Below are 21327 nucleotides of genomic sequence, written 5' to 3' on the forward strand. Positions count from 1 at the left end.
GCCGCGCCCAGGAAGATCCCCGACATCAGCACCAGTCCCGCGCCACGTTCACCGCCGGCGCGCCCGTCAGCACCACGGCGTACCCCTCGATGCGCAGGTACTGGCCTGCGGTGGGGGCGCCGAGCGGCCAAGCCGCTCGGCGCACCTCTTACCGGCGCCGCCATGCGGGGAGCATGGCTCGATTCTAGGAGCGGGTGAAGGCGGCTCGGCGAACACGCGATCAAGCCACCCGAACCCGCCGTCACCGTGGCGGTCAGCATGACGAGTCCGAGGAGGACCGGCATCGTCCGGACCCGGCGGCCGCGCCGAACGTCGTTCTCCCGCATCACGGGGGCGAACCGTACAGCGTTCGTTCACCTCGCGTTCAGGACAGTCTCGGCAGCAGCAGGCGCGCCACGTCCAGCGCCCGGCCGCCCGGCTCGCCGCCCTGCGCCTCCCACACCTCCGACAGCACGCACGACGCGAAACCCCACGCCGCGGCCCGCTCCGGCGGCATCCCGAGCCCGTCCGCGAGCCGCTCCAGCCGCGCGGGCACGAGGTCGACCAGCCGCTCGTCCCGCTCCCCGGGATCGGGGTTGTACAGCACGGGCCCGATCTCGTAGCCGCGGTCGCCCACGAGGCCGTGCGGGTCGATCGCCAGCCACGGCTCCCGGCCGCCCCGCAGGACGTTGTCGTGGTGCAGGTCCCCGTGCAGGACGAACCGCTCGTCCGAGTCCGCGCACAGTTCGCCGAACAGCCGCCCGGCCCGCTCCACCAGGTCCCGCGGCAGCGGATCGTCCCCGGGGTACCGGCGCAGGTGCCCGGCGAACGCGGCGCCCTCCGCCTCGACCGCCGGGAGCCCGCAGTCCGGCGGCGCGGGCCGGTGCAGCCGCCGCATGACCTCGACGAGCGCGGCCGTCGCGTCGCCGTCGCGCTCCGGCACCAGGTCCCGCAGCATCGTCCCCGGCTCGGCCCGCTCCAGCAGCAGCGCCCCGCGCTCCGCGTCGTACGCGAGCAGCCGCACCGCGCCGCGCCCGCCGAAACCCTCGAGCGCGGCGGCCTCGTGCGCCAGGTGCCCCGGTTCGGCCGGCCCGAGCTTCAGCACCGCCGCCGTCCCGTCCTCCCGCCGGACGGCCGCGACCCAGTGGTAGCTCAGGACGAACGGCTCCCCGACGTCCAGCGCCCAGTCGCGCGCGACCTCCTTCACCAGCCGCGGCAGTCCGTCCAGCCACCGCCTGCCCACGTCGCCCCACGTGTTCACGGCGTTCCGCGCGAGTTCGTCCACGATCGTCCAGCCTGCCATCACGGGGAGGGAACCGCGCCCGCATTCAGGACCGCAGGAACTCGCGGACGTTCAGCAGGTGGTCGTAGGCCACGTGGGGCTCCTGCCAGGAGAGCGTGACCGTGCAGTCGGCGTCGTCCAGGCGCTTGAGGGAGACGGTCAGGGACCGGGCGTCGTCGGGGAAGTCGTCGCTGCGCACGGTGTCGGAGTCGAGGCGGAGCAGGTGCCTGCGGAGCACGACGCGCGTCACCGTGCGGCCCCCGGCGGCGGCGGTGAACTCGACGGCGGCGCCGGTGCAGGCCCCCGGCAGGTCGAGGATGCTGGACAGCTCGCCGAGGGGGAGCCGTTCGTCGCCGTCCTCCACCGCGAACTCCGTCGTCCGGGTCGCCCCGGGCGGCAGCGTCCAGTTCTGGAAGCGCACCGTGACGTACGTCCCCTGGACGTCCGGAGCCGACGTCTCGACGGTCTCGGCGGGCCGGTCGCCGGACCGGTAGCGCAGCGACGCCGACGACAGCGGCGCGGTCAGCAGGACGGTGGCCAGCAGGACCCCCGCCACCTGCAGCCCGACCCGCGCGGCGGGGACCGACCGGGGCGGGAGCCCCCGGCCCGCGGCCCGCTCCGGCTCCGGCTCGCGGAGGACGGCGTCGGCGCCCAACCGGTCGCGCAGCAGCGCGTGCCGGAACTGGTAGACCGCCCCCACCTGGCGCAGCGCGCCGCGCTCGTGCGCGTCCCGGAGGAAGCCGACCAGCCCGAACGGCAGCCGCCCGATCAGCGCGAACCACGTCCGGGACAGGACGAACGTGCCCCAGGCGGTGCTCGCCAGCGCCCCGACGGCGAACATCGCCGCCAGCCCCAGCGCGTACCCGGCCGTCTTGGCCGCGCTCGCGTCCAGCCCCGCGCCGAACCACGTCCCGATGAGCAGCCCGGCGGCGACCGCCACCAGCAGCGCCCACCCCGCCGAGCCGCCGCGCAGCCGCCGCAGCAGCGCCACCGGGTCCGTCAGGTCCCGCCCGCCGGCGAGCGCCGCCGTCGCGCCCGGGACCAGGGACCCGGCGGCGACCAGCGCGAACCACGCGGCGGCGACGAGGCCCCGGCCCGCGCCGAACATCGACCCGAACACCAGCCCGCCGGCCAGCGCGAACGGCACCGCCAGCAGCAGCGCCGACGGGAGCGTCCAGATCTCCCCCCAGGACAGGTCCGCCGTGCCGTGCCGCCGCATCCGCCGGGCGAGGAAGCCCAGCCACCGCCGCGCCCGGTCGGCCCGGTACGCGGGCCGCTGCGCCGGCGCGTAGACGGCCGGGACGAACCGGTCGATCAGGTGCTCCTCCACCGCCTCCCGGGACGGGAACCGCTCCGCGTCCAGCAGTTCCGCCGGGTCGGTCGCGGGGGACAGGTAGGCCGTGCGGAGCAGCTCCACCATGAGCGGCGTGGACAGCGCCTTCCCGACCGGCCCCTCCGGGTCGTCCACCAGCCGGGCGAGCAGCGGCTCCCAGCGGACGTCGCCGTCGATCGCGGCGGCCCGCAGGTAGGCGGCGGCGTCCTCGGCCTCGACGTCGCCGATCTCCACGACGGCCGCCCGGCTCAGCGGGCTGCCGCTCGTCCCGACGGTCTCCTCGTACTCGTGGCCCCGGCAGGTGAGGACGAGCGGCCGGTCGTCGTCGGTCCACCTGTCGACGCGCTCCACCAGCGTGGCCCGCAGGTGCGGCGCGAGCTCGTCGAGGCCGTCCAGGACGGGCATCACCTTCCGCGCCCGGAGGAGGTGCGCCGCTGTCTCCGGGGCGAGCCACGGATGGTCCTCCGCGAGGCGCCCCGCCATCCAGTCGTCCAGCGACGGCTCCGGCGTCCACGACGACAGCGGCAGCAGGACGGGGACCGGCTCGCGCGGGTCGTCCGGGTCCACCAGGTCGAGCAGCAGCCGGACCGCCAGCACGGTCTTGCCCGCGCCCGCCGCGCCCAGCACGACCAGGTGCCGCACCGGCAACCCGCGGAACCGCTCGGCCAGTTCGGAGACGTCGCCCCGCAGGTCGTCCCGCGCGGCCCCGGCGGGCTGGACGGGGCGGCCCGTGCTCGCCCAGGCCAGCCGCAGCCGCTCGGGGGCGCGCCGGAAAAGGATCGTCGACTCGGCCGTCCACCGGTGCCGCACCTCGTTCGCGAGCCGCCCCACCGCCGCGTCCGTCCGGGCCTCCGGCGCCGCCCCGACGACGACGTCGCCGCCCACGTAGCCGACCACCAGCGCGTCGCCCTGGACGGTCGACCCTTCGAGGGACAGCCGCGCCTCGGGCCTCGCCGCACGGGAGGCCCGGCGCCGCCGGCCGCGGTTCGGACGGTCGCTCACTCGGGACGCGTCTCCAGATCGCCGTCGACGGACCCGGCCTGGAACACGTCGCCGTCGACCCGGGACCCGCGCACCGAGGTCCGGTCCTCCGCCGCCGCGCCGTCCGCGGGCTCCGCGGCGTCCCGCGGGGGGCGGCCCCGCGAGGACCGCGAACCGCCCAGCCGGACGCTCCCGCCGACCCGGCCCACGTTGGCGACCGACCCGCCGACGACCGATCCGTGCACGGCGACACCGTCCGGGGGTTCCCCGCCCGGGCCGTCCCCGCCGGACGTCCCGCCGCGGCGCAGCATCCCCGCCGCGGTCAGGCCCAGGCCCGCGATCGCGGCCACCGCCGCGATGACGCTGCCCAGCTTGTCAGCGTCGTCGAGGCCCTTCGCGAAAAAGAGCCCGCCGGCCCCCAGCACGAGCACGCCCGTCACCACGAGAACGGCCCGCGACCCCACCACTCGGCGCATAGCAGACCCCAATCTTCAGGACCCACAAGATACAACGCCGGCCCGCCCCGAACGGCTCGATCCGTAATGGCCGAAAACCATGTGTCAAGGCGCCGAAAAGGGCGGTCCGCGGGCGGCGGCCACGGCGGCGACATGCGCGGGGGCGCGCCCATCAGCGCGGACGGGGCCCCGGTTCGGCCGATCACCGCGAAACCGGGAAGGCCAATGCGAACGCGCCGCCGCAATTATCCCTCCTTGGGTGCGGCAGAATGGGGACGTGCCGAGGACGGTGGACAAGCAGGCCCGCCGCCGCGTCGTCGCGGACGCACTGTTCCGCATCGCCGCGCGGGAAGGGCTGGACGGCGTCAGCATGCGGACGGTCGCGACCGAAGCGGGATTCTCGCTCGGCGCGGTGCAGCGCTACTTCCAGACCAAGGACGAGATGCTGCGGTTCGCGTTCGAGCAGGCGGCGGACGCCGCGCGGGAGCGGCTCGCCGCGATCCGGGCCGCGCCCGGCGGCCGGGCGTTCCCCGAGGAGCTGCGCCGGGCGATGCTCGCCTACCTGCCGGCCGACGAGGGCCGCCTCGCCGAAGCGCGGATCTGGGCGGCGTTCCACGCCGAGGCCGCGGTCCGGCCCGCGTTCGCCGACGCCCTCAACGAACTCGACGCCGAGGCCCGCGCGAACCTGCGCACCGCGATCGCGCTGGCCCAGCGGGCGGGCGAACTCCCGGCCGACAGGCCCCCCGAGGAACTGGCCGAGCTGATCCTCGTCCTGCTGGACGGCCTGTGGTGGAGCGCGGTCCGCCGCCCGCCCGGCGCCCCGCTGACCGCGCAGCGCGGCGTGATCGACACCGCGATCGCGATGCTCACCGCGTCCTGACGGCGACCCGTCCCTTCCAGGCGCCGCCGCGCCCCGCGCGGTGCCGGCGCGCCGAGTCGACGGTCATGGTCGCGTACGCCACCGCGACCAGCGGGAGCAGCGGGGCGCGCAGCGGCGAGAGCCCGTGGTGGCGCAGCATCGGCGCGTACGTGCCCGCCATGACCGTCCACGCGGCGGCCCCGGGGAGGGCCGCCGCCGGGTCGCCCGCGAGGATTCCGGCCGCCGCGGCGGCGGGCGGGACCGCGAACAGCAGCAGCAGGCCCAGCACCGTGCCCGCCAGCAGCGCGGGGGAGTAGCGGAGCTGGTGGTAGGCGCTGCGCGCGACCATGTCCCACAGGTCGGTGGGGCGCGGGTAGCGCCGCCGGCTGACGACGTCCCGGTCGAGGTCGAGGCGGCACCGGCCGCCCGCCCGCTTCACCAGCCGCCCCAGCGCCACGTCGTCGATCAGCGCGCCGCGGATCGCGTCGAGCCCGCCCGCCCGCTCCAGCACGGCCCGGCGCACCAGCATGCAGCCGCCCGCGGCGGCCGCCGTCCGCGCCCCGGGGCGGCCGACGCGGCGGAACGGGTACAGCAGCGCGAAGAAGTACACGAACGCCGGGACGAGCGCCCGCTCCCACGGGGTGCGGGTGCCGAGCACCGCCATCCGCGACACCAGGTCGCGCCCGTCCCCGGCGGCCCGCACGAGCCGCTCCACGGTCCGGGGCGCGCAGGCGATGTCGGCGTCGGTGAACAGGACGAACTCCGGGCGGCCCGCCGCGCGGAGCCCCTCCCGCATCGCCCACACCTTGCCTGCCCAGCCGTCCGGACGCTCGGCCGCCCGGACCACGTCCAGCCGCACCGCCGCCCCCGCGGCGAGCCGCCGCGCGGCGCCGGCCGTCCCGTCGGTGCTCCCGTCGTCGACCAGCACCACCCGGAAGCGGCCGGGGTAGCGCTGCGCGAGCAGGGTCGGCAGCGTCTCCGGCAGGACCGCCGCCTCGTCGCGCGCGGGCACCACCGCCGCGACGTCCGGCCACGCGTCCGGTTCCGGCCCCTCCGGGGCGGTCGGTCCCGTGCGCCAGAACCCGCCGTGACCTGCGGCGAGATAGGCCCACCCGGCGAGCGCCGCGAGCGCGAGGACGTCCAGGATCTCCACCGCCGCAGCGTCGCACGCCGCACCGCCCCGGCCAAGGACCCGCCCGCGGCACACGGCCGCGCCCGCCGGTTTCGAGCGGGTTCGAGCGGCTTCTGGGGTCCCTCCCCGGCGGCGGGTGCCCGGCGGCCGGTCTCGCCGAGCCTGCCTTGCCTCGGCGGTCGGGCCGCGCCCAGGCGGAGCGGCCGGGCGGAGGGGCGGGTCAGCCGGTGGGGGTGCGGAGGGTGTGGCCGGTGGTGGCGTCGACGTGGGCGGGGACGTCGTCGTGGCGGTCGCCGACGCTGAGGGTGCCGGACGGCTCGAACAGCAGGATCGAGGCGCCGCCGGGCGCGGACGGGCGGTGCTCGACGCCGCGCGGGACGACGAACACCGCGCCCTTCGGCAGGACGACCGTCCGTTCGGCGCCCGCCTCGCGGAGGGCGATCGCGAGTTCGCCGTCGAGCACGAGGAAGAACTCGTCGGTGTCGTCGTGCGCGTGCCAGACGTGGTCGCCGTGGACCTTGGCGACGCGGACGTCGTAGTCGTTCACGCGCGTGACGATGCGGGGGCTCCACAGGTCCTCGAAGGTGCGGAGCGCGGCGTGCAGGTCGATGGGTCGGTCGTTCATGCGATCACCCTGCCGTTCGGCGGGGCTCCCGCGTGAGTGCTAGAAATGGCGTATGCCGCAAGGATCCTCGCATCGCGTGGCGATGATCGTCGACGCCGGGTCGAACCCGTTCGAGCTGGGCGTGGTGACCGAGCTGTTCGGCCTGCGCCGTCCCGAGCTGGGGCGGCCGTGGTACGACTTCACGCTCTGCGCTCCCGGCGGCCGGGCCGTGATGCACGAGGAGTTCTTCACGATGTCCGGCATCCCGGACCTGGACGCCGCCGACCGGGCGGACACCGTGATCGTCCCGAACCGGCCGGATCCCGAGGCCGAGCCCGCGCCGGCCGTGCTCGCCGCCGTCCGCCGGGCCGCGGCGCGGGGCGCGCGCCTCGTCGGGCTGTGCACCGGCGCGTTCGTCCTCGCCGCCGCGGGCGTCCTCGACGGCCGCCGCGCCACCGCCCACTGGCGCTGGGCCGACGCGTTCCGCGCCCGGTTCCCGGACGTGCGCCTCGAGCCGGACGTCCTGTTCGTCGACGACGGCGACGTGCTGACGTCCGCGGGCAGCGCCGCCGCCCTCGACCTGTGCCTGCACGTGGTGCGCCGCGACCACGGCGCGGAGGTCGCGAACGCGGTGAGCCGCCGGCTGGTGTTCGCCGGCCACCGCGACGGCGGCCAGCGCCAGTTCGTCGAGCGCGCGCTCCCGGACGTCCCGGACGCGTCGCTCGCGCCCGTCCTGGCCTGGGCGCGCGAGCGGCTCGACCGCCCGCTCACCGTGGCGGGCCTGGCGGCGCGCGCGGCGGTCAGCCCGGCCACGCTGCACCGCCGCTTCCGGGCCGAGCTCGGCACCACCCCGCTCGCGTGGCTCACCGCGGAGCGGGTCGCACTGGCCTGCCGCCTCATCGAGCGCGGCGAACCGGGCCTGGACGCGGTCGCGCGTGCGAGCGGCCTCGGCACGTCCGCGAACCTGCGCGCCCAGATGCGGCGGCACACCGGCCTCGCCCCGTCGGCGTACCGCGACCGGTACGTCCGCGCCGAACCGGCCGCGCTCGCGGCGTCGCGGGGGCGGCCCGCCTGAGGCGAGGCGCGGCGTCAGTCCGCGTGCTCGTCGAAGTAGGACTCGAAGCCGTCGTGCAGGCGGTTCAGGCCGAACTCGAAGAGCTCCTCGTAGGACCAGCCGAAGGTGTCCTCGTCGAGGGCGGCCATGGTCGGGAAGCGGCCGCTGAGCATCGCCTTCTCCAGGGTGGGCGCCTGCGCGGCCCAGAATTGCTCGGCGCTGAGGCCGGTGCGCTCCACGGCGCGGCGCTCGTTGAGGTAGCTGCGGGCCACGCCCATCACGTAGTCGCTCTGCGCGCCGACCATCATCATCAGCGACCGGTCCTCGATGCCGCGGCGCCGGAGCAGGCCGAGGACGCGGTCGAGGCCGCGCAGCGAGTTCGGCCCGAGGATCGAGCGGCTCTGGTCGACGAACGGGTACCAGGGGTGGTCCATGCACAGCCGCCACCGGTGGCGGGCCTCGGCCGCGAGGACCTCGCGCCAGCCGCGGCCGCCGTCGTCCGGGTCGGGCTCGTAGTCGGCGATGACGCGGTCGAGCATGAGGTCCAGGAGCTCGGCCTTGCCCGGGACGTAGCGGTAGAGCGACATCGTGCCGACGCCGAGGCGGGCGGCGATGGCGCGCATGGTGAGGGCTTGGAGGCCCTCGGTGCCGGCCAGCTCGTCGGCGGTGGCCACGGCGGCGGCGACGATCGCGTCGAGGGTGAGCGCGGGCGGACGTCCGCGGGGCGGCCGGGCGCGGTCGTCCCACAGCAGCTTCAGGCTGCGCTCGGGGTCGCTGTGGTCGCCGTGGGCGGTCGTCATCGTTCGTCCTGCTCTTCCCGTGTGCGGTGCTGCCGGGGACCGACGCTACCGCTCCGGGCCGCGCGAAAACCGGTTGCGTCGCCGAACCCTTCGAGTATTGTGTACGCAAATTAGCGTACGTTATACGCGAAGTGGCGGGAGAAAGCATGCCGGAGAACGCGATCCTCTGCGAGGGGGTCCGCAAGCACTACGGAGACAAACGCGCGCTCGACGGCTTCGACCTCGCGGTGCCGGCGGGCACCGTCTACGGCCTGCTGGGGCCGAACGGGGCCGGGAAGACCACCGCCGTGCGCATCCTGACCACGCTCGTCCGCCCGACCGGCGGCCGGGCCGAGGTCGCCGGGGTCGACGTCGCCGCGCACCCCCGGCGGGTGCGGCGCCGGATCGGGCTGGCGGGGCAGCACGCCGCGCTGGACGAGGTCCTGACGGGACGGCAGAACCTGCGCATGTTCGGCCGCCTGTTCCACCTGGGGCGTGCCCGGGCGGCGGCGCGGGCCGACGAGCTGCTGGAGCGGTTCGACCTGGTCGAGGCCGCCGACAAGGGGATCAAGGAGTACAGCGGCGGGATGCGCCGCCGCCTCGACCTCGCCGCCGCGATGATCCTCGCGCCGGACGTCCTGTTCCTCGACGAGCCCACCACCGGGCTCGACCCCCGCGCCCGCAACGAGGTCTGGCACTCGGTGCGGTCCCTGGTCGAGCAGGGCACGACCGTCCTGCTCACGACCCAGTACCTGGACGAGGCCGACCGGCTCGCCGGGCGCATCGCGGTCCTCGACCGGGGGCGGGTCATCGCCGACGACACCCCGGACGGGCTGAAGCGGCTCGTCGGCGCGGACCGGATCGAGGTGGTGGTGCGCGACCCCGCGGACCTGCCCGCGGCGGCGGCCGTCGTCGCCCGCGTCACCGCCGCCGAGCCGGGCGTCGAGCCGGCGACGGCGCGGGTGCACGCGCCGGTGGCCGACGGGGTGGCCGCGCTGACCGAGGCCGCCCGGACCCTGCAGGACGACGGCGTCGCGGTGGCCGACATCGGGCTGCGGCGGCCCACGCTGGACGAGGTGTTCCTGCGGCTCACGGGGCACCCGGCCGACGACGAGAGCGAGACCGGGACCACGACGACGAAGGAAGGGGCGCGGGCGTGAGCGTCCAGGACAGGACCGCCGACGAGACCCTCGGCGACCGGCTCTACTGGGCCTTCGCGGACTGCTGGACGATCGTCCTGCGGGGCCTCACCCACTACGTCCGGCAGCCGAGCAACATCGCCTGGCAGCTCGGCTTCCCGATCGTCTCGGTGCTGCTGTTCGGGTACGTGTTCGGCAGCGCGATGTCGGTCCCCGGCGGGGGCGACTACCGCGAGTTCCTCATGCCGGGGATGTTCGGCATGACGATGGCGATGGGGTTCATGAACACCGCGTACGCCGTCGTGTACGAGAACACCCGCGGCGTCACCGACCGGTTCCGGTCGATGCCGATGGCGCCGTCCGCGGTCGTCACCGGACGCGGCGTCGGCGACCTCATCGGCGCGTGCCTCGACCTGCTCGTGCTGTTCCTGACGGCGCTGGCGATCGGGTGGCGCGCCGACGGCGGGCTCCTCCCGACCTTCGCCGCGTTCGGCCTGTTCCTGCTGCTGCGCTTCGGACTGATCTGGATCGGCATCCTGCTGGGCCTGCTGATCCCGAACGAGGAGGCCGCCGGGAGCCTGTTCGCGGTGGCGTTCCCGTTCGCGATGATCTCGAGCGCGTTCGTCGCGCCGTCCCTCATGCCGGACTGGCTGGGCGCGGTCGCGATGTGGAACCCCGTCTCGTCGACGGTGACCGCCGCCCGCGAGCTGTTCGGCAACCCGGCGGCGGTCGGCGACACCTGGATCGAGCAGAACGCCCTGCTGATGGCGATCGTCTGGCCGATCGTCATCACGGCGGTCTTCCTGCCCCTGGCCGTCCGCCGTTACCACAACCTCAGCCGGTAGGAGGCGGCGCGGCCCTCCGGCGTCCCGCCGCCGGTGTCGAAAATCCCGGACGAACCGGCCCCGGGTGTCGGATCTCCCCGGCGCCCGGCCCGCCGGTTCACCGGCGGGAGGCGGCGCCCGGCAGAGTGACGCGGTCACACGTCGACCGCGGCGCGGCGCGCCGCCCGGGAGGGTTCGTTGAACGTTTCGAGTCGGGGGACCGGACGGCGCGCGGCGGGCGCCGTGATCGCGCCCGCCTGCGCCGGGGTCTTCGTCGCCTACCTGCCGGTGACGACCGTCGCGGTGAGCCTGCCGGAGATCCAGCGGGCGCTGCACGCCTCCACCGCGCAGCTCGCCTGGGTGCAGGACGCGTTCGTCCTGCCGGTCGCGGCGCTGATCCTCACCGCGGGCGTGTTCGGCGACGTGCACGGCCGCAAGAAGGTCTACCAGGCGGGCCTGGCGCTGTGCGCGCTCGGCGCCCTGGTCGCGCTGTGCGCGCCGTCCGTCCAGGTGCTGTGGGCCGGGCAGGCGCTGGCCGGGGCGGGCGCCGCCGCGCTGCTGCCGGTGACGCTCGCGCTGATCGGCCACGCCGTGCCCGATCCGCGCGAGCGCGGCCGGTACATCGGCCTGTGGACGGCGTGCATGATGGGCGCGATGGTGGTGGGCCCGCTGGTCGCGGGGACGCTGCTGCGGGTGGCGGACTGGCGGTGGATCTTCGCGCCGACGATCCCGGTGGCGCTCGCCGCCATGGCGGCCGCGGCCCGCCTGCTGGAGGAGTCCCGCGTCCGGGAGGCCCGCGGCCTCGACTGGCCGGGCCAGGCGACCGCCGCGGTGGCGATCACCGCCCTGGTGTACGGGGTGATCGAGGGCGGCGCGGAGTCGTTCGCGCACCCCCGGACGATCGCCGCGCTGGCGCTCGCCGCCGTGTCGGCCGCCGCGTTCGTCGCGATCGAGCGGCGCGGCGCGGCACCGATGCTGGACCTGTCGCTGTTCCGCAGCCCCGCGTTCACCGGGTCCGCGCTCGTCGCGATGATCGGTTTCCTCGGGCTGATCGGGTTCTTCTTCGTGCTGAGCCTGTACTTCGGCATGGTGCAGGGGCTCGGCGTGCTGGAGTCCGGGGTCCGCATGGTCATCGTCAACGTGGTGTCGATGGTGCTGGGCGTCGTGATGGGACGGGTGATGCGGCACGTGCCGGCGTCCGTCCTCATCACGGCGGGCATGCTGCTGGCGGCGGCGGCGCTGCTGGCGCTGACCGCGGTCGGCGTCGACACGTCGTTCTGGTCGGTGGCCTGGCGCCTCGCGCTGCTGGGCCTGGGCCTCGGCATCGCGTTCCCGTGCATCACCGGCACCGCCGTCGCCGCGGTGCCGCTGCGGCAGGCGGGCATGGCCGCCGCGGGCAACAACGCGTTCCGGCAGCTCGGCGCCGCGCTCGGCCCGGCCGTGCTCGGCGCGCTGCTGACCGTCCGGGCGACCGGGGAGCTGCCCGGCCGGCTCGCCGCGGCGGGCGTGACCGGCGCGCGGGCCGAGCAGGTCGAGGCCGCCGTGGAGGCGGGCGGGCTCGGCGCGGCGGCGCGGCTCGACCTCGGCGCCGACACCGGGCCCGTGCTGGGCGCGGTGGCGGAGGCGTTCCTCGGCGGCCTGCGGCTGTGCCTGACGGTCTCGGCGGTCCTGCTGATCGTCGCGGCCGCGGCCGCGGCCGTCCTGCTGCGCCGCCCGCGCCCGGCCTACGATGAGACCGTCCAGCAGGCCGACGCGGCCGTGTGACCTGCCCGTTTCCCGTCCAGGAGGGCCATGGCGTCCCAGGAGGTCGACGCGCTCGACCGCAAGCTCCTCCAGGCACTCGAACTGGACGGCCGCGCGCCGTTCAGCCGCATCGGGGAGGCGCTGGGCGTCTCCGACCAGACCGTCGCCCGCCGGTTCCGGCGGCTGCGGACCGCGGCGGGGCTCCGGGTGACGGGCGTCGCCGACGACGCGCGGCTGGGCCGCGACGCGTGGATCGTCCGGCTGGGCTGCACCCCCAACGTGGCGGAGCGGCTGGCGGCGGCGCTCGCGCGGCGCCCCGACACCCAGTACGTCGACCTGCTGTCCGGCGGCACCGAGGTGATGTGCGCGATGCTGCCGCGCAGCCGCCGCGAGCGGGACGAGCTGCTGCTGGAGCGCCTGCAGCGCACCCCGCGCGTCACCTCGGTCAGCGCCCACTGCATCCTGCACCCGTTCTTCGGCGGCCCGATGGGCTGGCTCCGCAAGACCGACGCGCTCACCCCCGCCGAGGAGGCCGCGCTGCGCCCGCCGCCCGCCGCGCCCGCCGCGGGCCCGGTCGCCCTGGACGCGTCCGACGAGGCGCTGCTCGCCGCGCTGCGGCGGGACGGCCGCGCCGGGATCGGCGAGCTGCGGGCCGCCACCGGCCTGTCCGCCGCCGTGGTCGCGCGGCGCCTGGAGGCGCTGCGCTCCACGGGCGTCCTGTACTTCGCCGTCGAGTACGACCGGGAGCCGCTCGGGCAGGCGGTGGAGGCGATGTGCTGGCTGACGGTCGCCCCGCACGCGCTCGCCGAGACGGGACGGGCGGTGGCGGAGCACCGCGAGGTGCGGTTCGCCGCCGCGGTCACCGGCCGGGCCAACCTCGCCGTGCTGGTGCTGTGCCGCACCACCGCCGACCTGTACCGCTATCTCAGCGAGCGGCTCGGCGCGCTGACCGGTGTCGGGTCGGTGGAGACGACCCTCACCCTCCGCCGCGTCAAGGACCTCACCTGGCCCGCGTACTGACGCCCCCGCGGGTTCAGCGGACGAGCTCGTCCGCCAGGAGGTCCATCAGGAGGCAGTCGTGCCAGGTGCCGTCGGGGCCGCGCTCGTACTGCCGCATGACGCCGACCGGCCGGAAGCCGACCTTCGCGTAGCAGCGGACGGCGGGGGCGTTGTCGGCGGCCGGGTCGATGACGAGGCGGTGGAAGCCGCGGTCGTCGACGAGGTGCCGGGCGATCGTGCGGACGGTGTCGGTGCCGAGGCCCCGGCCGTGGACGGCGGGGTCGAGGAACAGGTCGATGCCCGCGTGCCGGTAGTCCGGGTCGTCCTCGGCGTACCACTGGACCATGCCGACGATCCGGTCGTCCAGCAGGACGGTGAACAGCGTGAGGTCCGGGTCCCGCAGGTCGGCCGCGACGTCGGCCTCCAGGTCGTCGCCGCCGCCCCACCGGGCGCGCACCTCGGGCCGGGCGCGGACGGCCGCCAGCGCCGGGACGTCCTCCGCGACGGTCGGGCGCAGCACGACGGACGCGCCCCGCAACTCGGTCATGGACCGTAACGATACGTGGCCGGCGGTCGGCGTACGGCCGCGGGTCCGGGGTGCGCCCGGCGGGGTACGGGCGGTTGCGCCGGGCGGGGGACGACCGGGGCGGTGCCGGCTGCGGACGATGGCCGCACCCTTTCGGAAGGAGTCGACCATGCGACCTCTGCCGCTCGTCCTCACCGCCCTCCTGGCCCCGGCGCTGGCCCTGTCCGGGACGGCCGCGGCCGCCGTGCGGGGGCCCGGCTCGGAACGGCTGTCCGGCCCGAGCCCGTTCGCCGGCTGCGCCGCGGGCGCGATCGACGGGAAGATGGCCGCCGGGGCCGTCGAGCCCGCCCTGGCGGCCGACCCGTCGGACCCCCGCCGCCTCGCCGCCGTGTGGCCGCAGGACCGCCACCGCGGCGCGGTCGTCGCCGTCTCCCGCGACGGCGGCCGCACCTGGACGCGGTCCGTCGTGCCCGGCCTCACCCGCTGCTCCGGCGGGCGCTTCGACTACGTGGACGACCCGGCGGTGACGTTCACCCGCGACGGCGGGCTCGTCGTGACGGGCGGGGTCGTCACCGACGACTACGCGGAGTCCGCGGCGCTGTCGGTCCGCTCCGACGACGGGGGCAGGACGTGGACGCGCCCGGCGCTCGTCGCGCACGAGGACGACCCCGCGCGGGGCGGCGTGTACGGCAGCGGGGCCGTCGCCGACCCCCGCGACCCGGACGTCCTGTACGTGGCCGGCGCCCGCTTCCCGGCGGAGGCGCGGACGAGCAACGACGGCTGGATCGCCCGCAGCGCCGACGGCGGACGGACGTGGGGAGCGCCCCGCGTGACCGTGGCGTCCGCCGAGGGGACGATGGTGACGGGGCACCGGCTGGTCGCGCTGAACGACGGCACGCTGCTGGACTTCCACACGCACGTCCGGTTCGGCGGCGGCCCGGGGCTGACGGAGTACACCGTGCAGGTCGTGCGGTCCGCGGACGGCGGCGAGACGTGGTCGGCGCCGCGGAAGGTGGGCGACATGGACACGACGGTCCTCATCCGGGACCCGGTGTCGGGCGAGGACGTCTCGCACACGACGAGCATCCTGTCCGACGTCGCCGTCGACCGGCGCACCGGGCGGCTGTACGCCGCCTGGCAGGACGCGCGGTTCAACGGCGGCGCGGCCGACGGCGTGGCGCTGGTCTCGTCCGGCGACGGCGGCCGCACCTGGTCGGAGCCCGTGCAGGCGAACCGGACGCCCGCGTCCGTGCCGGTTCCGAACCGGCAGGCGTTCACGGTCTCCGTCGAGGTGGGCCGCCGGGGGACCGTCGCGGTCTCCTACTCCGACTTCCGCCACGACGACGCCGCGGCGCCGCTGCGCACCGACCGCTGGCTGGCGACGTGCCGCCCCGCCCGGACGGGGTCCTGCGCGGACCCGGCGGCGGCGTGGCGGGAGACGCGGCTGACCGAAGCGTCCTTCGACATGCGGAAGGCCCCGCGCATCCCGGACGAGGCGAGCCCGCGCGGGTACTTCCTCGGCGAGCAGATGGGGCTGGTCGCGGCGGGCGGCGCGTTCGTGAGCGCGTGGGCCGAGCCGGACGCGCCGGGCCGCGCCGCCGCGTTCGTCCGGACGACGCGGTAGCGCCCGCCCGCCCGGCCCGCCGGGCCGGGCGGCCGGTCAGGCCGTGCACGGCTTCGTGCTGACCGAGTCGGGCCTGCCGTTCCAGGCCGAGGGCGAGGTGGAGGACGTCGCGGGGGACATCCTCGACGCGCCGCCCGCGGGGGAGTACCCTCACCTGGCCGAGCTGATCGCCGAGCACGCGCTCGTCCCGGACGGCCTGGCGGACCGGCTCGCGCAAGGTGTATGACCACCGGGTCATAACGGGGCTCGAAGATAATCCAATTCTAGTGTACGACCGAACGACATTCTAGGCAAAATTCGCTAAAGTCATAAGCGTCTAGTTACCGGGGGCGCCGTGGCCCCGCGCCCGGCGCGTCGGTCAGAGGGCCCGGATCGGAGGAGGCGCCAGTGCAGACGCGAGCGGCAATCTTGAGGGAACCCCGCACCGACTGGAGTGTGGAGACCATCGAGCTCGATGATCCGAAGGCGGGAGAGGTCAAGGTCAAGCTCACGGCGGCGGGGCTGTGCCACTCCGACGAGCACCTGCGCACCGGTGACATGGTCCTCGACCCCGAGATCGCCGAGCTGATGGGCTGGAGCCAGTTCCCGTGCGTCGGCGGGCACGAGGGCGCCGGCGAGGTGGTCGAGGTCGGCCCCGGCGTCACGTCCCTGCAGGAGGGCGACCACGTCGTCCTGTCGTTCATCCCGTCCTGCGGGCGGTGCCCGTCGTGCGCCATGGGACGCCAGCACCTGTGCGACTACGGGTCCATCCTGCTCGGCGGGCGGCAGATCAGCGACAACACGTCGCGGCACCACTCCGCCAAGGGCGAGGACCTCGGGACCATGTGCCTGACCGGCACGTTCGCCCCGTACACCGTGGTGAACGAGGCGTCCTGCATCAAGATCGACCCGTGGATCCCGCTGGACAAGGCGGCGCTCCTCGGCTGCGGCGTCACCACCGGATGGGGTTCGGCCGTCAACGCGGCGAACGTCCAGGCGGGGGAGACCGTCGTGGTGATCGGCCTCGGCGGCATCGGGATGAACGCCGTGCAGGGCGCGGCGATGGCGGGCGCCCGGCACGTCATCGCCGTCGACCCGGTCGCCTGGAAGGCCCAGGCCGCCGTGGAGACCTTCGGCGCGACGCACGCGGCGTCGTCCATGGAGGAGGCCGCGGCCAAGCTGGCGGAGATGACCTGGGGCGCGAACGCCGACAAGGTCATCCTCACGACCGGCGTCGCCACCGGCGAGCTCGTCCAGCCGATGATGGGGATGGTCGCCAAGGGCGGCCGCGGCGTCGTGACGGCGGTCGCGCCGATCGTCCAGGAGGACGTCAAGCTCAACCTGTTCGACCTGGCGATGCAGCGCAAGGAACTGGTGGGCTGCATCTTCGGCAACTCCAACCCGCGCCGCGACATCACGCGCCTGCTGCGCCTGTACGAGGACGGGAAGCTGAAGCTCGACGAGCTGATGACCAACACCTACACGCTCGACGAGATCAACCAGGGCTACCAGGACATGCTCGACGGCAAGAACCTCCGCGGCGTGATCGTGTACTGATCCGGGCCGCCCGCCCCGCACGGGCGCCCCGCCGATCCCCCGGCCGCCGGCCTCCGGCGACCGGGGGATCGCCCTTTCCGCCCCCGCGCGCCGCCGCCGTCAGGGGACGGGCGCCAGGGCGGCGAACGCCCGGTCGACCAGCTCGCCGCGGTCGACGTCGCCGCCGCGACGGAGCCACTCCCGGCCCGCGGCGTCCAGTGCGGCGCCCGCGCACCCGGTGAGCAGGTCGGCGGCGAACGCGTCGAGCCCGGCCCCCGGTCGCTCGCGCAGCGCGGCGGCGATCCGCCCCCGCATGGCGTCCCGCCGCTGGTGCAGGCGCGCGCGCAGCGCGGGCGTCGACTCGATGAGCCGGAGCACCGCCGGGTCCCGCTGCGCGGCGTGGATGTGCTCCTCCCGCTCGCGCAGGACGATCCGCAGCACCGTCCACGGCGGCTCGTCCGCCGGACGCGCCCGGACGGCCGCGGCGACCTCGTCGGCCAGTTCCTCGACGTCGCCGAACACGACGTCCTCCTTGGACGGGAAGTAGCGGAAGAAGCTGCGCTTCGACAGCCCCGCCGCCGCCGCGACGTCCTCGACCTTCGTCTCCTCGTAGCCGCGCTCGACGAACAGCCCGATCGCCAGCTCCGCCAGCTCGGCCCGCACCGCGCGCCGCGTCCGTTCCCGCAGTCCCGAAACCCGCTCCCCGCTCACGCACCGAGGATACTTCATGGCATGCTAGGACAAACATGTCACTCGGTGACAAGGAGAGTGCGATGAACGGCAAGACCGTCCTGGTGACGGGAAGCACCGGCGGGATCGGCAAGGAGACGGCCCGGAGCCTCGCCGCGCTGGGGGCGCGGGTGGTCCTGGTCGGCCGCGACCGGGACCGTGCGGACGCCGCCGCCCGCGAGCTCGGCCCCTCGGCCGCCGCGGTGACCGCGGACCTGTCGACGCTCGCGGGCCTGCGCGCCCTCGCCGCCGAGGTGCGCGCCCGGCACGACCGGCTCGACGTGCTCGTCAACAACCTCGGCGGCATGACCGCGCCGCGCACGCTCACCGCGGACGGCGTCGAGACGACGTTCGCGGCGAACGTCCTCGCGCCCTACACGCTGACGTGCCTGCTGCTGCCGCTGCTGCGCGCCGCCCCCGCCGCGCGCGTCGTCAACCTCACCGGCGGCATCCCCGGCGGCCCGCTCGACCCGGGCAACCTGCAGGGGGAGAAGCGCTACCTGGGCTGGACGTTCTCCCAGTACAACCACGCGAAGACCGCGGTGATGGCGATGAGCCGCCGCTTCGCCGCCGTGGACGGCGTCAGCGTCAACGTCGCCTACCCCGGGCACGCCTACACGCCCGGCAACCGGGCGACGACCTCCGCCGCGTTCCCGTACGCCTACCGGCCGGTCGTCCCCGTTCTCCGGCTGCTCGGGCCCCGGCTGCTGAACGACATCGCCAAGGCCGCGCGGTCGAGCGTCCACCTGGCGTCCAGCCCGGAGATGGAGGGCGTGAGCGGCGTCTACGTCGACGCGAAGGCGAGGCGCGTGCCGTGGCCGGCGAGCGTCCTGGACGAGCGCGCCTGCGACGCCGTCTGGGAGCTGTGCGCCCGCCTCGGCGGCGTCGCGCCCTGAACCCGGGCGTCAGTGCGGGGCGGTCTGCCGGGGGGACGCGGTGAGCAGCGCGACCGCCGTGTCGACGATGCTGCGCTGCGCGGCGGGCGGCACCCCGGCGGGCCGCCGCACGGCGTTCCACCACAGGCCGTCCAGCAGGACGAGGACCAGGTCGGCCAGCTCCTCGGGGGAGCGGTCGCGCGGGAAGCCGCCGGCCTCCTGCCCGCGGGCGAAGGCCGCCCGGAGGTTCGCGCGCGCCTCGGCGTCGATCTCGTCGAGCGCCTCGGCGAAGGACGGGCGGACGACGGCCTCGGCGTAGAACGCGGCCCAGATGCGGGCCTCGGTCAGCCCCCGCTCGTCCGCCGGGAGGAACGCCAGCAGTGCACGTCGGAGCAGGTCGGGGACGGAGTCGCCGCCGGTGCCGCCCGGGACCCGGGCCAACCGCGCACGGGCGGCCGCGACCGCCTGGTCGAACGCGAACCGGAGCATCTCCTCCTTGGTCGTGAAGTAGCGCTGCACCGCCCCGAGGGAGAAGCCCGCCTCGGCGGCGACCGTGCGCATGCTGACGCCGCCCAGCCCCTGCCGCGCGGCGATGCGGAACAGCGCGTCCGCGACGTCGCGGCGGCGCGCCTCCCTGTCCACCGTTCTAGGCACCCGTCAATTGTGTCGCACCCGAACGGCCTGCGTTCGTCCCGATGCGTACGCGACGCAACGAAGTCGTTGGCGCGCACCGGGCGGACGCCACCGCCAACTCGCGCGTGCACTTCTACCGCGTGGGCCGCCGAGTACCGGACCGTAGGCTGGGACCGCACGCGAACGGACGGGAGGCCGCGGTGGCCGAGGCGACGCTGACCGGGGTGATGGCCGAGCTGGCCGCGCTCGAGGACCCGAGGATCCGCGCGGTGAACGAGCGGCACGGCGACGATCACGGCGTGAACCTGGGCGCGCTGCGCGCCATCGCGAAGCGGGTGAAGTCGCAGCAGGATCTCGCGCGCGGACTCTGGGCGACGGGCGACACGGCGGCGCGGTTGCTGGCGCTGCTGGTCTGCCGCCCCAAAGCGTTCGAGCGCGCCGAGCTGGACGCCATGCTGCGCGAGGCGCGCACCCCGAAGGTGCACGACTGGCTCGTGAACTACGTCGTGAAGAAGAGCCGGCACGCGGAGGAGCTGCGCTCGGCCTGGCTCGCCGACCCGGACCCCGTCGTCGCGAGCGCCGGGTGGGCGCTGACCGGCGAGCGCGTCCGGAAGAAGCCGGAGGGCCTCGACCTGCCCGGCCTGCTCGACGTCATCGAGGCGGAGATGAAGGACGCCCCGGAGCGCCTGCAGTGGGCGATGAACGAGTGCCTGAGCCACATCGGCATCGAGCACGCCGAGCACCGCGCCCGCGCGATCGGCATCGGCGAGCGCCTGGAGGTGCTCAAGGACTACCCGACCTCCCCGGGCTGCACGTCCCCCTACGCGCCCGTCTGGATCAACGCGATGGTGAGCCGCCGGTGACCGCGCCCCGCAGCGGCGCGCGGCCGCCGTCGCTTTCCTGACGAGCCCTGGCGGACGCCCGGACCGGCACACCGCCGAGCCGCGCGGGCCGCTCGACGGCTGACGCGCCGGCGCGTCAGCCGAGCAGGCCGCGGCGGTACGCCTCGCCGACGGCGGCGGCGCGGTCGCGCACGCCGAGCTTGTCGTAGATGCACGGACGGGCACGAACCGAGCGGGGCCCCTACCCCACTCGGTCGGCCCTCCGACGCCGTGACGACCCTCCCGCCGACCCGCCCGCCGCCACGCGCACCCAGCGCACCCCGGCCCGCTCCCATCAGCGAACCGCGCGAGTTACGCGACCGGCAGCCGCGCTTACGCCGAGGTCATGATCAGCCCGCAGACAGGATGCGAGCGCCAGGTGCTCAGCACCCCTACACCACGCCTGGCTAATCACTCTGCGGGAAGCGCACATCCGTCGACGTCGGCAGACCGAACCACTCCTTTGCTGGCCTGGTCGTCATCAGCAGCAGGATCGCGATCCCCAGCGGCACACTCAACACGCCCACAACCAGTGCCCATGTCCTAGAACCCCGGTAGCCCCGCCAGAGCCCATGCGCCACCATCCCCGGAAAGAGCCCCACGACGAGCCCCATCACAGCGAACAACAGCACACCCGGCTCTCGGTCGATGATCGCGAAAACCACCATCGCGACTATAAAGACGAAGATCAGAGCGGCGGGAATCGAAAAGATCACCACGACAGCGATCACGCTGGGCGGCGGCCTGAGTTTTTTGTCCGGCGACGACATGGCGGAAGCATATTTATCTCGCTGCGGGACCCCTCCCGAAACGACCAAACCGCATTAGACCGGCCGCTCAGGAGCAGCCCGCTCCACCAAGCCCAGCCGCAGCAGTGCCGACCGCACCGCCCCGCGACTACGCCCGAACTCCTCTGCCAGCTCCGCCGGACGCGCACCAGCACGAAAACGCGCCGTCAGTTGCGCGTCTTCGTCCGCCGTCCACGGCTTGCCGTGATTGGGATGCTTGGCCCGCAGCCGCTCCAACCGCCCGCCTGCACCATCCCCGGTCTCCAGCGTCCGCACCGATTCCGCCGTCACATTCAGCACCTGCTGACCGCGATGCAGCGACACCAGTTGATCGGCCTGAACCGTCATCTCGGTGACCGTCACCGCGTCGAACCGCTGAGGACCGTTGAAGGTCACCCGCACCTCGCCCATTTGCACCCCGTTCCCGTGTGCCGCCAGCCCCCGACCACACCCGGTCATAACCGATCAAGGCAGGAGGCAAGCGGAGCAAGCGCCCCACCTGAACGCCCGCTCATCGCAGGGGTGCGTGGCTCGCCACGTGCGCCACGCTGATGTTTTGATTCCCACCCAACCCCGACCCCCACCCCTTATAA

Annotated in this window: 22 protein-coding genes; 11 read left to right on the top strand and 11 right to left on the bottom strand. The window is 75.2% G+C overall.

Annotated elements, in window-relative coordinates; translation table 11 throughout:
• Positions 1-364: 364 nt before the first annotated feature.
• Genes DMH08_RS29860 through DMH08_RS29870 form a run of 3 tightly spaced genes read right to left on the bottom strand, consistent with a single transcriptional unit; the run spans position 365 to position 4051 of the window.
• On the bottom strand, positions 365-1282 hold the full coding sequence (locus tag DMH08_RS29860; RefSeq protein WP_125619238.1) for an aminoglycoside phosphotransferase family protein: 918 nt from the start codon (positions 1280-1282) through the stop codon (positions 365-367).
• Between the two features lie 25 nt (positions 1283-1307).
• The gene (locus tag DMH08_RS29865) at positions 1308-3596 is read right to left on the bottom strand and encodes an NACHT domain-containing protein (RefSeq protein WP_125619240.1); all 2289 of its coding nucleotides are present in this window, start codon (positions 3594-3596) and stop codon (positions 1308-1310) included.
• A complete protein-coding gene (locus DMH08_RS29870; protein WP_125619242.1) occupies positions 3593-4051 on the bottom strand; it encodes a hypothetical protein in 459 nt (152 codons plus the stop codon). The genes DMH08_RS29865 and DMH08_RS29870 overlap by 4 nt, the downstream gene beginning before the upstream one ends.
• A gap of 256 nt (positions 4052-4307) precedes the next feature.
• On the opposite strand from DMH08_RS29870, the gene DMH08_RS29875 reads away from it, so the two are divergent.
• Positions 4308-4910, top strand: a complete 603-nt coding sequence (locus DMH08_RS29875; protein ID WP_026400574.1) for a TetR/AcrR family transcriptional regulator — start codon at positions 4308-4310, stop codon at positions 4908-4910.
• Here the strand turns inward: DMH08_RS29875 and DMH08_RS29880 are convergent.
• Entirely contained in the window at positions 4897-6042 is a 1146-nt protein-coding gene (locus tag DMH08_RS29880; RefSeq protein WP_233617890.1) for a glycosyltransferase, read from the bottom strand. The genes DMH08_RS29875 and DMH08_RS29880 overlap by 14 nt on opposite strands.
• A gap of 199 nt (positions 6043-6241) precedes the next feature.
• The gene (locus DMH08_RS29885) at positions 6242-6646 is read right to left on the bottom strand and encodes a cupin domain-containing protein (RefSeq protein WP_125619246.1); all 405 of its coding nucleotides are present in this window, start codon (positions 6644-6646) and stop codon (positions 6242-6244) included.
• A 76-nt stretch (positions 6647-6722) separates the two neighbouring features.
• Here DMH08_RS29885 and DMH08_RS29890 point away from each other — a divergent pair, with 76 nt between their 5' ends.
• Positions 6723-7700 carry a GlxA family transcriptional regulator gene (locus DMH08_RS29890; protein WP_233617891.1) on the top strand — a complete coding sequence of 326 codons (978 nt, stop codon included), beginning with the start codon at positions 6723-6725 and terminating at the stop codon, positions 7698-7700.
• 14 nt (positions 7701-7714) lie between these two features.
• On the opposite strand, the gene DMH08_RS29895 is transcribed toward DMH08_RS29890, so the two are convergent.
• Complete coding sequence (locus DMH08_RS29895; protein WP_125619250.1) at positions 7715-8479, bottom strand: TetR/AcrR family transcriptional regulator; 765 nt, start codon at positions 8477-8479, stop codon at positions 7715-7717.
• Between the two features lie 146 nt (positions 8480-8625).
• On the opposite strand from DMH08_RS29895, the gene DMH08_RS29900 reads away from it, so the two are divergent.
• The 4 genes from DMH08_RS29900 to DMH08_RS29915 all read left to right on the top strand — a co-directional run bounded on the left by DMH08_RS29900 (position 8626) and on the right by DMH08_RS29915 (position 13184).
• Positions 8626-9618 carry an ATP-binding cassette domain-containing protein gene (locus DMH08_RS29900; RefSeq protein ID WP_125619252.1) on the top strand — a complete coding sequence of 331 codons (993 nt, stop codon included), beginning with the start codon at positions 8626-8628 and terminating at the stop codon, positions 9616-9618.
• The gene (locus tag DMH08_RS29905; protein WP_125619254.1) at positions 9615-10442 is read left to right on the top strand and encodes an ABC transporter permease; all 828 of its coding nucleotides are present in this window, start codon (positions 9615-9617) and stop codon (positions 10440-10442) included. Before DMH08_RS29900 ends, DMH08_RS29905 begins: the two co-directional genes overlap by 4 nt.
• Positions 10443-10619: 177 nt before the next feature.
• Positions 10620-12185 (top strand): MFS transporter, encoded by a 1566-nt coding sequence (locus tag DMH08_RS29910; protein ID WP_125619256.1) that lies wholly within the window; start codon positions 10620-10622, stop codon positions 12183-12185.
• Between the two features lie 27 nt (positions 12186-12212).
• On the top strand, positions 12213-13184 hold the full coding sequence (locus DMH08_RS29915) for an Lrp/AsnC family transcriptional regulator (protein ID WP_026400567.1): 972 nt from the start codon (positions 12213-12215) through the stop codon (positions 13182-13184).
• A gap of 13 nt (positions 13185-13197) precedes the next feature.
• Here DMH08_RS29915 and DMH08_RS29920 read toward each other — a convergent pair whose 3' ends face one another.
• Positions 13198-13710 (bottom strand): GNAT family N-acetyltransferase, encoded by a 513-nt coding sequence (locus tag DMH08_RS29920; protein ID WP_026400566.1) that lies wholly within the window; start codon positions 13708-13710, stop codon positions 13198-13200.
• Positions 13711-13858: 148 nt separating this feature from the next.
• Between DMH08_RS29920 and DMH08_RS29925 the strand changes: the two genes are divergently transcribed.
• The 3 genes from DMH08_RS29925 to DMH08_RS29935 all read left to right on the top strand — a co-directional run bounded on the left by DMH08_RS29925 (position 13859) and on the right by DMH08_RS29935 (position 16849).
• On the top strand, positions 13859-15313 hold the full coding sequence (locus DMH08_RS29925; RefSeq protein WP_125619258.1) for a sialidase family protein: 1455 nt from the start codon (positions 13859-13861) through the stop codon (positions 15311-15313).
• Positions 15314-15356: 43 nt separating this feature from the next.
• Positions 15357-15539, top strand: a complete 183-nt coding sequence (locus tag DMH08_RS29930) for a hypothetical protein (protein ID WP_125619260.1) — start codon at positions 15357-15359, stop codon at positions 15537-15539.
• A gap of 161 nt (positions 15540-15700) precedes the next feature.
• Positions 15701-16849, top strand: a complete 1149-nt coding sequence (locus DMH08_RS29935) for an NDMA-dependent alcohol dehydrogenase (protein WP_026400563.1) — start codon at positions 15701-15703, stop codon at positions 16847-16849.
• Positions 16850-16948: 99 nt separating this feature from the next.
• On the opposite strand, the gene DMH08_RS29940 is transcribed toward DMH08_RS29935, so the two are convergent.
• A complete protein-coding gene (locus DMH08_RS29940; protein ID WP_199748075.1) occupies positions 16949-17539 on the bottom strand; it encodes a TetR family transcriptional regulator in 591 nt (196 codons plus the stop codon).
• A 62-nt stretch (positions 17540-17601) separates the two neighbouring features.
• Between DMH08_RS29940 and DMH08_RS29945 the strand changes: the two genes are divergently transcribed.
• On the top strand, positions 17602-18453 hold the full coding sequence (locus DMH08_RS29945) for an SDR family NAD(P)-dependent oxidoreductase (protein ID WP_026400561.1): 852 nt from the start codon (positions 17602-17604) through the stop codon (positions 18451-18453).
• Between the two features lie 9 nt (positions 18454-18462).
• On the opposite strand, the gene DMH08_RS29950 is transcribed toward DMH08_RS29945, so the two are convergent.
• Positions 18463-19086, bottom strand: coding sequence for a TetR/AcrR family transcriptional regulator (locus tag DMH08_RS29950; RefSeq protein WP_026400560.1), 624 nt, complete (start codon positions 19084-19086; stop codon positions 18463-18465).
• 206 nt (positions 19087-19292) lie between these two features.
• On the opposite strand from DMH08_RS29950, the gene DMH08_RS29955 reads away from it, so the two are divergent.
• Positions 19293-19928 carry a DNA alkylation repair protein gene (locus DMH08_RS29955; protein WP_199748077.1) on the top strand — a complete coding sequence of 212 codons (636 nt, stop codon included), beginning with the start codon at positions 19293-19295 and terminating at the stop codon, positions 19926-19928.
• A 425-nt stretch (positions 19929-20353) separates the two neighbouring features.
• Here DMH08_RS29955 and DMH08_RS29965 read toward each other — a convergent pair whose 3' ends face one another.
• Positions 20354-20716 (bottom strand): hypothetical protein, encoded by a 363-nt coding sequence (locus DMH08_RS29965; protein ID WP_026400558.1) that lies wholly within the window; start codon positions 20714-20716, stop codon positions 20354-20356.
• Positions 20717-20770: 54 nt separating this feature from the next.
• The gene (locus DMH08_RS29970) at positions 20771-21145 is read right to left on the bottom strand and encodes a hypothetical protein (protein ID WP_125619264.1); all 375 of its coding nucleotides are present in this window, start codon (positions 21143-21145) and stop codon (positions 20771-20773) included.
• Between the last annotated feature and the right edge of the window lie 182 nt (positions 21146-21327).

The sequence above is a fragment of the Actinomadura sp. WAC 06369 genome (genome assembly GCF_003947565.1).
GTDB classification, from domain to species: Bacteria; Actinomycetota; Actinomycetes; order Streptosporangiales; family Streptosporangiaceae; genus Spirillospora; species Spirillospora rifamycini.

Excerpts from the sequence above, each read along its gene's own strand:
- DMH08_RS29945 (WP_026400561.1), top strand. The coding sequence starts at position 17,602 with ATGAACGGCAAGACCGTCCTGGTGACGGGAAGCACCGGCGGGATCGGC.
- DMH08_RS29970 (WP_125619264.1), bottom strand. The coding sequence starts at position 21,145 with ATGGGCGAGGTGCGGGTGACCTTCAACGGTCCTCAGCGGTTCGACGCG.
- DMH08_RS29870 (WP_125619242.1), bottom strand. The coding sequence starts at position 4,051 with ATGCGCCGAGTGGTGGGGTCGCGGGCCGTTCTCGTGGTGACGGGCGTG.
- DMH08_RS29900 (WP_125619252.1), top strand. The coding sequence starts at position 8,626 with ATGCCGGAGAACGCGATCCTCTGCGAGGGGGTCCGCAAGCACTACGGA.
- DMH08_RS29915 (WP_026400567.1), top strand. The coding sequence starts at position 12,213 with ATGGCGTCCCAGGAGGTCGACGCGCTCGACCGCAAGCTCCTCCAGGCA.
- DMH08_RS29925 (WP_125619258.1), top strand. The coding sequence starts at position 13,859 with ATGCGACCTCTGCCGCTCGTCCTCACCGCCCTCCTGGCCCCGGCGCTG.
- DMH08_RS29920 (WP_026400566.1), bottom strand. The coding sequence starts at position 13,710 with ATGACCGAGTTGCGGGGCGCGTCCGTCGTGCTGCGCCCGACCGTCGCG.
- DMH08_RS29955 (WP_199748077.1), top strand. The coding sequence starts at position 19,293 with ATGGCCGAGCTGGCCGCGCTCGAGGACCCGAGGATCCGCGCGGTGAAC.
- DMH08_RS29885 (WP_125619246.1), bottom strand. The coding sequence starts at position 6,646 with ATGAACGACCGACCCATCGACCTGCACGCCGCGCTCCGCACCTTCGAG.
- DMH08_RS29965 (WP_026400558.1), bottom strand. The coding sequence starts at position 20,716 with ATGTCGTCGCCGGACAAAAAACTCAGGCCGCCGCCCAGCGTGATCGCT.
- DMH08_RS29860 (WP_125619238.1), bottom strand. The coding sequence starts at position 1,282 with ATGGCAGGCTGGACGATCGTGGACGAACTCGCGCGGAACGCCGTGAAC.
- DMH08_RS29895 (WP_125619250.1), bottom strand. The coding sequence starts at position 8,479 with ATGACGACCGCCCACGGCGACCACAGCGACCCCGAGCGCAGCCTGAAG.